Origin of the sequence: Pseudomonas sp. 7P_10.2_Bac1 (assembly GCF_025465935.1) — a bacterium.
GTDB lineage: Bacteria > Pseudomonadota > Gammaproteobacteria > Pseudomonadales > Pseudomonadaceae > Aquipseudomonas.
In genome coordinates this window covers 38,841-51,969 of sequence record NZ_JANLNV010000023.1, presented here as the reverse complement: position 1 = coordinate 51,969, position 13,129 = coordinate 38,841, and the positions used below count along the sequence as shown (strand labels likewise).

The window sequence follows — 13,129 nt, the reverse complement described above, 5'->3', positions numbered from 1 at the left end:
CCGTGGCCCGTTCCAAGACTAGCCTTAACTGGCTTAAAGAGCATTTCAACGACCCATACGTCAAAATGGCGCAAAAGGATGGGTACCGCTCACGTGCAAGTTACAAGCTTCTGGAGATCCAGGAGCGTGATCGTTTGATCCGTCCGGGCATGACCGTAATTGACCTGGGGGCGGCCCCGGGTGGCTGGTCACAGGTGACCAGCCGTCTGATTGGTGGTCAGGGTCGTTTGATCGCTTCCGACATTCTGGACATGGACAGCATCCCGGATGTGACCTTCATCAAGGGTGACTTCACGGAAGACGCTGTGCTGGAGCAAATTCTTGAGGCCGTCGGAAATACACAAGTAGACCTTGTGATTTCAGATATGGCCCCCAATATGAGTGGATTGGCCGCTGTCGATATGCCGCGTGCAATGTTCCTGTGCGAATTGGCGCTGGATCTTGCCGGGCGTGTACTGCGTCCAGGTGGTGATTTCCTGATCAAGGTTTTCCAAGGCGAAGGCTTCGACCAATACCACAAAGACATCCGCAAACTTTTTGATAAAGTGCAGATGCGCAAGCCGTCGTCGTCACGAGATCGGTCTCGCGAGCAGTATTTATTGGGGCGTGGCTTCCGTGGCATCGAAGGTTCGGCCAGCGATGAGCGCCTCTAACCAAAGCGATAGTTTTTTTTGTATCGCTTTACAGAACTGACATAACGAATATTGTGTAGTCAAGTTTCACAAAGGGTTACAGACGGAGCCTGCAAGGGTTGTAGGCAATGTAGTAAGTTATGCCGGTGAATATCATGCGAAGCACGCTTCAGTAGCGGGGCTTGCTTCAGAGGGTAGCTAATTGAACGATATGGCAAAGAATCTGATCCTGTGGTTGATCATCGCGGCTGTCCTAGTGACGGTGATGAACAACTTCTCCAGTCCAAACGAGCCACAAACCCTCAACTATTCCGACTTCATCCAGCAAGTTAAGGATGGCAAAGTCGAGCGCGTTGCCGTGGATGGCTACGTGATCACCGGCAAACGCAGTGATGGCGACACCTTCAAGACCATTCGTCCTGCCATTCAGGACAACGGTTTGATCGGCGATCTGGTTGATAACCACGTAACCGTTGAAGGTAAATTGCCTGAGCAGCAAAGCATCTGGACTCAACTGCTGGTAGCGAGCTTCCCGATTCTGGTGATCATCGCTGTCTTCATGTTTTTCATGCGTCAAATGCAAGGCGGTGCCGGCGGTAAAGGCGGCCCAATGAGCTTTGGCAAGAGCAAGGCGCGCCTGCTGTCCGAAGATCAGGTCAAAACGACCCTGGCTGATGTGGCGGGTTGTGATGAAGCTAAAGAAGAAGTGGGCGAGTTGGTTGAGTTTCTCCGTGATCCGGGCAAGTTCCAGCGCCTGGGCGGCAAGATTCCTCGTGGTGTGCTGATGGTTGGCCCGCCCGGTACTGGTAAAACCCTGCTTGCCAAGGCCATTGCCGGCGAAGCAAAAGTGCCGTTCTTCACGATTTCGGGTTCTGATTTCGTAGAAATGTTCGTGGGTGTTGGTGCAAGCCGCGTTCGCGACATGTTTGAACAAGCGAAAAAGCACGCACCCTGCATTATCTTCATTGATGAAATCGACGCTGTCGGTCGTCACCGTGGCGCCGGTATGGGCGGCGGTCATGATGAGCGTGAGCAGACCCTCAACCAGTTGCTGGTTGAGATGGACGGTTTTGAAATGAATGACGGCATCATTGTGATTGCCGCCACCAACCGTCCTGATGTACTCGACCCTGCGCTGCTGCGTCCAGGTCGTTTTGACCGTCAGGTTGTCGTGGGCTTGCCAGACATCCGTGGTCGTGAGCAGATCCTCAAAGTCCACATGCGCAAAGTGCCGGTGGGTGACGATGTTCAGGCTGGCGTAATTGCGCGGGGTACTCCGGGCTTCTCGGGTGCCGACCTTGCGAACCTGGTGAACGAGGCCTCCCTGTTTGCTGCGCGAACGGGCAAACGCATTGTCGAAATGAAAGAGTTTGAGCTGGCCAAAGACAAGATCATGATGGGCGCCGAGCGCAAATCGATGGTTATGTCGGACAAGGAAAAGCGCAACACGGCTTATCACGAGGCGGGTCACGCCATCGTGGGGCGCGTGGTGCCAGAGCATGACCCGGTTTACAAGGTGTCCATCATTCCGCGTGGTCGTGCGTTGGGTGTGACGATGTTCCTGCCGGAAGAAGACCGCTATAGCTTGTCAAAGCGCGCTCTGATCAGTCAGATCTGCTCGCTGTACGGTGGTCGCATCGCGGAAGAAATGACCTTGGGCTTTGACGGTGTGACCACCGGTGCCTCCAACGACATCATGCGTGCGAGCCAGATTGCTCGGAACATGGTGACCAAGTGGGGCCTCTCCGAGAAGCTAGGACCGTTGATGTATGCCGAGGATGACGAGTCTTATCTGGGGCGTGGCGGTGGCGGTCAAGGTGCCAACATTTCGGGCGAGACGGCCAAGATGATTGACCTTGAAGTGCGCAGCATCATTGATGAGTGCTACACCACGGCCAAGCAGATCCTGACTGACAACCGTGACAAGCTTGAAGCAATGGCTGATGCATTGATGAAGTACGAAACGATTGATGTTGAACAGATTGACGACATCATGGCAGGTCGCCCGCCACGCGAGCCGCGTGATTGGGATGATAGCGGCAAGGGCACGCCAACTCCGCCACCGACGCTCGACAAGACCGATCGTCCGGAAGCCCCTATCGGCGGTCCTGCAGCTGATCACTAAGGCTTGAAATGACTTCTGTTCAGTCCCTGACCCGGTTGCCTTGCGGCAACCGGGTTCTTGATTTAACCCGTACGCATGTTATGGGTATTCTCAACGTAACCCCTGATTCCTTTTCCGATGGCGGGCGCTTTGCTCCGGCAGATGCAGCTTTGCGCCATGCGGAATCGATGGCGCTAGCAGGCGCAACCCTGATTGACGTTGGGGGGGAATCGACCCGCCCAGGCGCGCGCGTGGTACTGCCCCAGGAAGAGCTTGATCGGGTTGCTCCGGTGGTTGAGCGCATCAGTCGTGAACTAGATGTGATTATCTCGGTCGATACCTCCGCGCCAATCGTAATGACTGAGGTTGCGCGCCTGGGCGCGGGGTTGATCAACGACGTTCGCTCTTTGCGCCGTGAAGGTGCCTTGCAGGCGGCGGCGGCTACCGGGTTGCCTGTGTGTTTGATGCATATGTTGGGCGAGCCTGGCGATATGCAGGATAATCCGCAGTACGTCGATCTGGTGGGTGAGGTCTCGGCGTTTCTGGTTGAGCGCACACGACAATGCGTGGCTGTTGGCATCCCCGCGGAGCGCATTGTCCTGGACCCGGGATTTGGCTTCGCCAAAACACTGCAGCACAATTTGAGCTTGTTCAAGCATATGGAGGCCCTGCATGCGCTGGGGCACCCTTTGCTGGTGGGTGTGTCACGTAAAAGTATGATTGGTCAGACGTTGAATCGGCCTGTCACTGAGCGTTTGTCTGGCGGCCTAGCGCTGGCAGCACTTGCCATGACCAAGGGGGCGCGCATTTTGCGTGTCCATGATGTGGCCGAAACGGTTGATGTGGTACGGATGATCGCAGCGGTAGAGTCCGCCGACTAAGAATGATGGAGCACTTATGACGAAGAAGTATTTTGGCACCGACGGTATTCGTGGTCGGGTCGGCGTTTATCCGATTACCCCGGATTTCATGCTCAAGTTGGGTTGGGCGGCGGGCATGGCGTTTCGTAGCATGGGGGCCTGTCGGATCCTGGTGGGCAAGGACACGCGTATTTCCGGTTACATGTTTGAGTCGGCGCTGGAAGCGGGCCTGTCGGCCGCCGGTGCAGATGTCATGCTGCTGGGGCCGATGCCGACGCCGGCCATTGCTTATCTCACCCGCACCTTCCACGCAGAAGCGGGCATTGTGATCAGTGCTTCACACAACCCTCATGACGATAACGGCATCAAGTTCTTCTCGGGGGAGGGTACCAAGCTCCCTGACGAGGTTGAGCTGATGATCGAAGAGCTGCTGGATGCTCAGATGACCGTTGTGGACTCAGACAAGCTCGGCAAAGTGTCGCGTATCAATGACGCCTCGGGTCGTTATATCGAGTTTTGCAAAAGCAGTGTACCGACCAGCACCAACTTCAGTGGCTTGAAAGTTGTCCTCGATTGCGCCCATGGTGCTACCTACAAGGTTGCTCCAAGTGTATTCAAGGAGTTGGGTGCAAACGTCACGGTGTTGTCGGCCCAGCCCAATGGCTTGAACATCAATGATAACTGTGGCTCGACACACATGGAGTCCTTGCAGGCGGCCGTTCTTTCCGAGAAGGCTGATCTGGGTATCGCTTTCGATGGCGACGGCGACCGCGTCCTGATGGTGGATCACACTGGCGCTGTAGTTGATGGTGATGAGTTGCTGTTTATCATCGCTCGTGACCTGCATGAGCGCGGCAAGTTGCAGGGGGGTGTGGTTGGCACGCTCATGAGCAACCTGGGGCTTGAGTTGGCGCTGGCTGACCTGGGTATTCCATTTGTGCGTGCTGGTGTCGGCGACCGTTATGTGATTGCAGCGCTTCAAGAGCGCGACTGGCAGGTCGGCGGTGAAAACTCCGGACACATTGTCTGCTTCCAGCACACGACAACGGGCGATGCGATTATTGCGGCGCTGCAAGTGTTGCTGGCATTGCGTCGCCGTGGTGAAAGCCTGGCTCAAGCGCGTCAGGCGCTGCGCAAGTGCCCGCAAGTACTGTTGAACGTGCGTTTTGGTGGGGGGGTTGATCCTGTCGAACATCCGGCTGTCAAGGAAGCCTGTGCACGGGTAACCGGCGAAATGAACGGCCGTGGTCGTGTGTTGCTGCGCAAGTCCGGCACTGAGCCTTTGGTGCGCGTCATGGTCGAAGGTGACGACGAAAAGATGGTTCGTGGCTACGCAGAAGAGCTGACAAAACTGGTAAGTGAAGTTTGTGCCTGATTTCGGCTTGCAAGCGATGAACGGGTTGGGTAACATCTGCGCCCACTTTGACCGACGAGGTAAAGCATGCGTCGCACTATGGTAGCTGGTAACTGGAAGATGCACGGTACCCGCGCTAGCGTCGCTGAGCTGATCGATGGTCTGCGTAATCTGGACTTGCCGAGCGGTGTTGATGTCGCGGTATTCCCATCTGACTTGTTTATTGATCGTGTAATCAATGGCTTGAAAGATGCGCCAATTTCGGTTGGTGCTCAGGATGCTGCGATAGACGCTAAGCAGGGTGCGCTGACTGGGGAGATTTCACCCAGCCAGTTGGTAGATGCGGGTTGCAAGCTGGTGTTGGTAGGTCACTCTGAGCGACGCCTGATTCTGGGTGAGTCGAACGAGACGCTGAATCGCAAGTTTGCAGCTGCTCAAGCTTCTGGCTTAACGCCGGTGCTGTGCATAGGGGAAACCTTGGAACAGCGTGAAGCGGGGCGAACGCTTGAGGTTGTAGAGCATCAACTGAGCGCAGTGATTGATGAGTTCGGTATTGATGTCTTTGCAAGCGCAGTGATTGCATATGAGCCGGTCTGGGCCATTGGTACCGGGCTGACTGCAACACCGCAGCAAGCGCAAGATGTGCATGCGGCCATTCGCGCACAGCTGGCGCAGAAGAATCCTGAAGTGGCACAACATGTGCGGCTTCTATACGGCGGCAGCGTGAAGGCGGCCAATGCGGTCGAACTGTTCAGCATGCCGGATATCGATGGGGGGCTCATTGGTGGGGCTTCCCTGAATGCAGATGAGTTCGGTGCGATTTGTCGCGCCGCGGGAAACTGAGAAAATGCTGGAAACAGTCGTAGTGGTTTTTCATCTGTTGGCTGCATTGGGTGTAATTACCCTGGTATTGCTGCAACAGGGTAAAGGTGCGGATGCTGGAGCATCTTTCGGAGCAGGTGCATCAAATACTGTGTTCGGAAGCCAAGGTTCCTCTACCTTTCTTAGTAAGTTTACTGCTATACTTGCCGCAGGTTTTTTCATAACCAGCTTAGGGTTAGGTTACTTTGCTAAAGAGAAAGCTCATGAGCTGACTCAAGTAGGTTTGCCAGATCCAGCAGTGTTGGAAGCACCAAAGCAAAAACCGGCTTCAGATGATGTGCCGGTGCTTAATGAGCAAAAGTCGGCTACTCCAGCGACTGACGTACCTCCGGCTCAAGAGCAGAAGTAAAACGGGTTTCATGATGTAACTGTTGTATTGCCGAGGTGGTGGAATTGGTAGACACGCAACCTTGAGGTGGTTGTGCCCATAGGGTGTAGGGGTTCGAGTCCCCTTCTCGGTACCAATTATCAAGAATGCCCGCAGTTGCGGGCTTTCTTGTATGTGGAAGGCTGGATTTGACCCTGCCAAGGATCAACCGTATACTTCCGCTCCAGCTTTGTCGCGGGATGGAGCAGTCTGGTAGCTCGTCGGGCTCATAACCCGAAGGTCGTCGGTTCAAATCCGGCTCCCGCAACCAGTTTTAGCGGAGCCCCTTTTTCAGGGGCTTTTTGTTAACTGGACACTTTATAGCGTCGATATTCAGCGACGTTTCAGAGATGGGCGATTCGCCCATTTTTTTTATTTTGCACAGCATGCACAAACATGCACTAGGGGGTTCAGGTGTCGAGCAAGCTAGAAGAGTTGCAGGCCTTGTTGGCCCCGGTGGTCGTGGCCCTTGGCTATGAATGCTGGGGTATTGAATTTACGGCTCAGGGCCGCCATTCAATGTTGCGTGTGTATATCGACAAAGAAGGCGGCGTACTGGTGGATGACTGCGCAATTGTCAGTCGTCAAATCAGCGGCGTTCTGGATGTCGAAGATCCTATCGCTGTTGAATACACCCTTGAAGTTTCCTCTCCTGGCATGGAACGCCCACTGTTCACTCTCGAGCAGTTTGCCCAATTTGTCGGTGAGCAAGTAAAGATCAAGCTGCGTTCTCCTTTTGAAGGACGGCGCAACTTTCAGGGCCTTCTACGCGGCGTAGAGGAACAGGACGTTGTGGTGCAAGTAGATGACCACGAGTTCTTGTTGCCGATCGATATGATCGACAAGGCCAACATTATTCCCAGTTTTGACTGAGACGCGGATCCCGCGGATCCAATGGCTTGCGAAAGGCGAGGCGTACGATGAGCAAAGAAGTACTGCTGGTTGTTGAGTCGGTGTCCAATGAAAAGGGCGTACCGGCAAACGTAATTTTTGAAGCGCTGGAGCTGGCTCTGGCCACCGCTACCAAAAAGCGTTTTGAGGACGAAGTCGATCTGCGTGTGGAAATCAACCGCCACACCGGTAACTATGAGACTTTCCGTCGCTGGACTGTGGTCGAAGACGAAGATCTGGATGATCCAGCAATCGAGTTGGCCGTAGACCAGGCACAGGCGAAACAGCCAGGCGCGGTAGCTGGCGATATTATCGAAGAGAAAATCGATTCTATCGAGTTCGGTCGGATTGCTGCACAAACGGCCAAGCAGGTCATTGTGCAAAAAGTCCGCGAAGCTGAGCGTGCTCAAGTAGTCGATGCTTATCGTGAGCGTTTGGGCGAAATCATTTCTGGCACCGTTAAGAAAGTGACGCGTGACAACGTGATCGTCGATCTGGGTAACAACGCTGAGGCGTTGCTGGCCCGTGAAGACATCATTTCGCGCGAGACTTTCCGTGTCGGCGTACGCCTTCGCGCGCTGCTCAAAGAAATTCGTACCGAGAACCGCGGTCCTCAACTGATCCTGTCGCGTACAGCGCCAGAGATGTTGATCGAGCTGTTCCGTATCGAAGTTCCAGAGATCTCCGAGGGCCTGATCGAAGTGATGGCGGCCTCCCGCGATCCAGGATCACGCGCTAAAATAGCCGTTCGCTCCAAAGACAAGCGCATCGATCCGCAAGGTGCCTGCATTGGTATGCGTGGTTCACGCGTCCAGGCAGTGTCCGGCGAATTGGGCGGGGAGCGAGTGGATATCGTCCTTTGGGATGACAACCCGGCGCAGTTCGTGATCAACGCAATGTCGCCCGCAGAAGTAGCCGCAATTATTGTCGACGAAGATGCCCATGCCATGGACATCGCCGTTGGCGCAGACAATCTGGCCCAGGCGATTGGTCGCGGCGGTCAGAACGTACGTTTGGCTAGCCAGTTGACTGGCTGGACTTTGAACGTGATGACCGAATCGGACATCCAGGCTAAGCAGCAAGCAGAAACCGGTGACATCCTGCGCAACTTCATCGAAGAGCTCGAAGTTGATGAAGAGTTGGCGCAGGTGCTGGTTGATGAAGGTTTCACTAGCCTGGAAGAGATTGCCTACGTACCGGTGGAAGAAATGCTCAACATCGACGGCTTTGACGAGGATATCGTCAACGAGCTTCGCGCTCGGGCCAAGGATCGCTTGTTGACTAAAGCCATCGCTACTGAGGAAAAGCTGGCAGACGCCCATCCGGCCGAAGACCTGCTCTCGCTTGAGGGTATGGACAAGGATTTGGCGATGGAACTGGCGGTGCGCGGCGTAATTACCCGCGAAGACCTGGCCGAGCAGTCTATTGACGACCTGCTCGACATCGACGGCATTGACGATGATCGTGCCGGCAAGTTGATCATGGCCGCCCGAGCCCATTGGTTCGAGTAATTAGGCGCGGCCTGAGGAGAGAAATGCATGACGCAAGTCACGGTGAAACAACTGGCCGATGAGGTCAAAACACCGGTTGAGCGCCTGTTGCAGCAGATGCGTGAGGCAGGTCTGCCGCACACCGCCGCCGAGCAGAATGTGACCGACAGTGAGAAGCAGGCTCTGCTGACTCACCTGAAAAGCAGCCACAAGGCGAAAGTGGAAGAACCGCGCAAGATCACTTTGCAGCGCAAAACCACCAGTACCCTGCGTGTTGCTGGTAGCAAAAGCATCAGCGTAGAAGTACGCAAGAAGAAAGTCTTCGTACAGCGCAGCCCGGAAGAAATCGAAGCCGAGCGCAAGCGTGAGCTTGATGAGCGCCGTGCAGCTGAAAATGCTGCACGTCAAAAGGCTGAAGAAGAGTCCAAGCGTCGCGCCGAAGAAGAAGCGCGCCGCCAGCCTGCCGCTGCTCCTGCCCCGGCTCCTGCTCCTGCCGCCGCCCCTGCACCTGTGCAAGCAGCTCCAGTAGCCGCGCCTGCGCAGGCCGCCCCGGCTCCGGCGCCTGCAGCAGATACCCGCAAGCGTGACGAACAGCGCCGCCCTGATAAACCACGAGCTGACGATAACAATCGTCGTGGTGGTGGTGATGGCGAGCGTAAAAACGCGCCGCACCGTGCTTCTGTTAAAGAGAAAGCGCCGGCTCCACGTGTTGCTCCACGCACTTCCGACGAAGAAAGCGACAGCTTCCGTCGCGGTGGCCGTGGCAAGAGCAAGCTGAAGAAGCGTAACGCTCACGGTTTCCAGAGCCCAACCGGTCCTGTGGTGCGTGACGTACAAATTGGCGAGACCATCACTGTCGGCGATCTGGCTGCACAGATGTCGGTCAAGGCCGCTGAAGTCATCAAGTTCATGTTCAAGCTGGGTACTCCAGCCACTATCAACCAGGTACTGGATCAGGAAACTGCCCAACTGGTTGCTGAAGAACTGGGCCACAAGGTAACGCTGGTCAGCGACAACGCCCTGGAAGATTCCCTGGCTGAGTCCCTGAAGTTTGAAGGAGAGTCGTTCTCCCGTGCACCGGTTGTGACCGTAATGGGTCACGTTGACCACGGTAAAACGTCCCTGCTCGACTACATCCGTCGTGCCAAGGTAGCCGCTGGCGAAGCGGGTGGTATTACTCAGCACATCGGTGCATACCACGTTGAAACCGAACGCGGCATGGTCACTTTCCTCGACACCCCGGGTCACGCCGCGTTTACCGCAATGCGTGCACGTGGTGCCAAGGCGACTGACATCGTGATTCTGGTTGTGGCTGCAGACGACGGCGTGATGCCGCAAACCATCGAAGCTGTTCAGCATGCGCAAGCAGCTGGCGTGCCGCTGGTGGTTGCAGTGAACAAAATCGACAAGCCAGGTTCTGACCTCGATCGCATCCGTAGCGAACTGTCCGTTCACGGCGTGACCTCGGAAGAGTGGGGTGGTGACACTCCGTTTGTTCCGGTCTCGGCGAAAATGGGTACCGGCGTTGACGAGTTGCTCGAAGCCGTATTGCTGCAAGCTGAAGTCCTGGAACTCAAGGCCACCCCATCGGCTCCTGGCCGTGGCGTAGTGGTTGAGTCCCGTTTGGACAAAGGCCGTGGTCCTGTTGCGACTGTTCTGGTTCAAGACGGTACCCTGCGCCAAGGCGACATGGTTCTGGTCGGTTCCAACTACGGCCGTATCCGTGCCATGCTCGATGAGAACGGCAAGGCCATCAAGGAAGCCGGTCCATCGATCCCGGTCGAGATCCTCGGTCTGGACGGTACGCCAGATGCTGGCGACGAAATGAGCGTAATGACCGACGAGAAGAAGGCACGTGAAGTGGCCCTGTTCCGTCAAGGCAAGTTCCGCGAAGTGAAACTGGCGCGTGCTCACGCAGGCAAGCTGGAAAACATCTTCGAGAGCATGGGTCAGGAAGAGAAGAAGACGCTTAATATCGTCCTCAAATCTGACGTTCGTGGTTCTTTGGAAGCGCTGCAGGGTGCTCTGAGCGGCCTGGGTAACGAAGAAGTGCAAGTGCGTGTAGTCGGCGGCGGTGTCGGTGGTATCACCGAAAGCGACGCTAACCTGGCACTGGCCTCCAACGCTGTATTGTTCGGCTTCAACGTGCGTGCCGATGCCGGCGCTCGCAAGATCGTCGAGCAAGAAGGCCTGGACATGCGTTACTACAACGTCATCTACGACATCATCGAAGACGTCAAGAAAGCCCTTACCGGCATGCTTGGCAGCGACGTTCGGGAGAACATCCTGGGTATTGCTGAAGTCCGCGACGTGTTCCGTTCGCCTAAGTTCGGTGCAATCGCAGGGTGTATGGTTGTGGAAGGTGTTGTTCACCGTAACCGTCCAATCCGTGTACTGCGCGACGACATCGTTATCTTCGAAGGCGAGCTGGAATCCCTGCGCCGCTTCAAGGATGACGCGTCGGAAGTGCGTGCCGGCATGGAATGCGGTATCGGCGTCAAGAGCTACAATGACGTCAAAGTCGGTGACAAGATCGAAGTGTTCGAGAAGGTCCAGGTTGCTCGCAGCCTCTAATTCGCGAGCCTCAAGAGCAAGGACGAGCCGTTGCATGACCATGCAATGGGTTCGCCCCGGACTCTAAACGCAACGCCCGGTCCGGCTTCTGTCTGGCCGGGCGTTTGCCGCTTTCAGAACGCATGGGTTTCCCATGGGTGAGTAACAGGTAACAAGACATGGCAAAAGAATACAGCCGTACCCAACGTATCGGCGATCAGATGCAGCGCGAACTGGCCCAACTGATCCGTCGCGAAGTCAAAGACCCGCGCGTGGGTCTGGTCACCATTACAGCGGTTGAAGTGAGTCGTGACGTGGGTCATGCCAAAATCTTTATCACCGTCATGGGCCAGGACAACGCAGAAGATATCGCTCAGACCATCAAGGTATTGAATGCCGCTGCGGGCTTCCTGCGTATGCAACTGGCACGCGAAATGAAGCTGCGCAGCGTTCCTCAATTGCACTTCCACTACGACGAAAGCGTTGCACGTGGTGCCCACCTGTCCGCTTTGATCGAGCGAGCAGTGGCTGAGGACAACCAGCACGAAGCCTCTGCTCCTGAAGACACCAAGGAGTAAGCGGTGGCTCAGGTCAAGCGTATCCGTCGTAACGTCAGCGGCATCATCCTGCTCGATAAGCCGCTTGGATTCACCTCCAATGCGGCCCTGCAGAAAGTTCGCTGGCTGCTCAATGCCGAGAAGGCAGGGCACACCGGCAGTCTCGATCCATTGGCCAGCGGTGTATTGCCACTGTGCTTTGGCGAGGCCACCAAGTTTTCGCAATACCTGCTCGATTCCGACAAGGGCTATGAAACCCTGATGCAATTGGGCAAGACCACCAGTACTGCGGATGCCGAAGGTGAAGTTTTACAGACGCGCCCAGTGACCGTTGGTCGCGCCGATATCGAAGCTGTCTTGCCTAAATTTCGTGGGCAAATCAGTCAGATACCGCCGATGTACTCGGCGCTCAAGCGCGATGGCCAGCCACTTTACAAGCTGGCACGTGCTGGCGAAGTGGTGGAGCGTGAACCGCGTTCTGTTACTATTACCCGCCTCGAATTACTGGCCAGCGAAGGTAGTACTGCGCGCTTGTCCGTAGGCTGCACCAAAGGCACCTATATCCGTACCCTGGTGGAAGATATCGGTGAAGAATTGGGGTGTGGTGCCTACGTTGCAGAACTGCGCCGCACACACGCCGGTCCTTTCAGCCTGGCACAAACCGTGACACTGGAAGAGCTGGAAGCCGTACACGCCGAAGGTGGCAACGAAGCTGTAGATCGCTTCCTGATGCCATCGGACAGTGGGTTGCTGGACTGGCCATTGCTGCACTTTTCGGAGGCCAGCGCGTTCTATTGGCTCAATGGCCAGCCGGTACGTGCTCCCGATGCACCGAAGTTCGGTATGGTGCGGGTGCAAGATCACAACGGTCGCTTTATCGGTATCGGTGAAGTGAGCGAAGACGGGCGCATCGCGCCGCGTCGACTGATTCGGTCAGAATGACCGGAGCAGGCCGGTTCTGGGCTTAACCGCCCCGGGCCGAACTGGAAAGAGGGTGGCTGTTATTAGGCACGGTCACATCTCACTTTTAAATACGAGGATTTGTCCTCGGCCTATTGGATCTGTCTTGCTTGCAAGCAGACCCCTAATGAAAGGAAAGCCGACATGGCATTGACAGTTGAACACAAAGCACAAATCGTAGCTGACTTCCAACGCGCTCCAGGTGATACAGGTTCTCCAGAAGTGCAAGTTGCACTGCTGACCTTTAACATCAACACGCTGCAAGGTCACTTCAAGGCCAACGGTAAAGACCACCACTCCCGTCGTGGTCTGATCCGCATGGTAAACCAGCGTCGTAAGCTGCTGGACTACCTGAAAGGCAAGGACATCAGCCGTTACGCTGCGCTGATCGCTCGCCTGGGTCTGCGTCGCTAATAGCGATGTTGCTAGAGGCTGGTTGTCTGTCATGCACCTGCGGGTTTCCCGCAGGCGTGCGGCAG

At 55.8% G+C, this 13,129-nt stretch carries 12 protein-coding genes and 2 tRNA genes; all 14 read left to right on the top strand.

Annotation, left to right across the window (positions count from 1 at the left end; all coding sequences use genetic code 11):
- The first annotated feature begins 2 nt into the window (after positions 1 to 2).
- The 14 genes from rlmE to rpsO all read left to right on the top strand — a co-directional run bounded on the left by rlmE (position 3) and on the right by rpsO (position 13,064).
- Complete coding sequence (gene rlmE, locus NTD86_RS04695; RefSeq protein ID WP_262201006.1) at positions 3 to 653, top strand: 23S rRNA (uridine(2552)-2'-O)-methyltransferase RlmE; 651 nt, start codon at positions 3 to 5, stop codon at positions 651 to 653.
- A gap of 190 nt (positions 654 to 843) precedes the next feature.
- Positions 844 to 2,757 (top strand): ATP-dependent zinc metalloprotease FtsH, encoded by a 1,914-nt coding sequence (gene ftsH, locus NTD86_RS04690; RefSeq protein WP_262201005.1) that lies wholly within the window; start codon positions 844 to 846, stop codon positions 2,755 to 2,757.
- 8 nt (positions 2,758 to 2,765) lie between these two features.
- Positions 2,766 to 3,617, top strand: a complete 852-nt coding sequence (folP, locus tag NTD86_RS04685) for a dihydropteroate synthase (RefSeq protein WP_262201004.1) — start codon at positions 2,766 to 2,768, stop codon at positions 3,615 to 3,617.
- A gap of 16 nt (positions 3,618 to 3,633) precedes the next feature.
- On the top strand, positions 3,634 to 4,971 hold the full coding sequence (gene glmM / locus NTD86_RS04680; protein ID WP_262201003.1) for a phosphoglucosamine mutase: 1,338 nt from the start codon (positions 3,634 to 3,636) through the stop codon (positions 4,969 to 4,971).
- 66 nt (positions 4,972 to 5,037) lie between these two features.
- Complete coding sequence (gene tpiA / locus NTD86_RS04675; protein ID WP_262201002.1) at positions 5,038 to 5,793, top strand: triose-phosphate isomerase; 756 nt, start codon at positions 5,038 to 5,040, stop codon at positions 5,791 to 5,793.
- A 4-nt stretch (positions 5,794 to 5,797) separates the two neighbouring features.
- Entirely contained in the window at positions 5,798 to 6,181 is a 384-nt protein-coding gene (secG, locus tag NTD86_RS04670) for a preprotein translocase subunit SecG (RefSeq protein ID WP_048373267.1), read from the top strand.
- Between the two features lie 29 nt (positions 6,182 to 6,210).
- Positions 6,211 to 6,296 (top strand) — tRNA-Leu (locus NTD86_RS04665).
- Between the two features lie 97 nt (positions 6,297 to 6,393).
- Positions 6,394 to 6,470 (top strand) — tRNA-Met (locus NTD86_RS04660).
- A 143-nt stretch (positions 6,471 to 6,613) separates the two neighbouring features.
- Complete coding sequence (rimP, locus tag NTD86_RS04655) at positions 6,614 to 7,072, top strand: ribosome maturation factor RimP (protein WP_262201001.1); 459 nt, start codon at positions 6,614 to 6,616, stop codon at positions 7,070 to 7,072.
- A 47-nt stretch (positions 7,073 to 7,119) separates the two neighbouring features.
- Positions 7,120 to 8,601, top strand: a complete 1,482-nt coding sequence (gene nusA / locus NTD86_RS04650) for a transcription termination factor NusA (RefSeq protein WP_019410397.1) — start codon at positions 7,120 to 7,122, stop codon at positions 8,599 to 8,601.
- A gap of 27 nt (positions 8,602 to 8,628) precedes the next feature.
- On the top strand, positions 8,629 to 11,154 hold the full coding sequence (gene infB / locus NTD86_RS04645; protein WP_262201000.1) for a translation initiation factor IF-2: 2,526 nt from the start codon (positions 8,629 to 8,631) through the stop codon (positions 11,152 to 11,154).
- Between the two features lie 158 nt (positions 11,155 to 11,312).
- A complete protein-coding gene (gene rbfA, locus NTD86_RS04640; protein ID WP_262200999.1) occupies positions 11,313 to 11,711 on the top strand; it encodes a 30S ribosome-binding factor RbfA in 399 nt (132 codons plus the stop codon).
- Positions 11,712 to 11,714: 3 nt separating this feature from the next.
- Positions 11,715 to 12,632, top strand: a complete 918-nt coding sequence (gene truB, locus NTD86_RS04635; protein ID WP_262200998.1) for a tRNA pseudouridine(55) synthase TruB — start codon at positions 11,715 to 11,717, stop codon at positions 12,630 to 12,632.
- A 162-nt stretch (positions 12,633 to 12,794) separates the two neighbouring features.
- On the top strand, positions 12,795 to 13,064 hold the full coding sequence (gene rpsO / locus NTD86_RS04630; RefSeq protein ID WP_262200997.1) for a 30S ribosomal protein S15: 270 nt from the start codon (positions 12,795 to 12,797) through the stop codon (positions 13,062 to 13,064).
- Positions 13,065 to 13,129 lie beyond the last annotated feature (65 nt).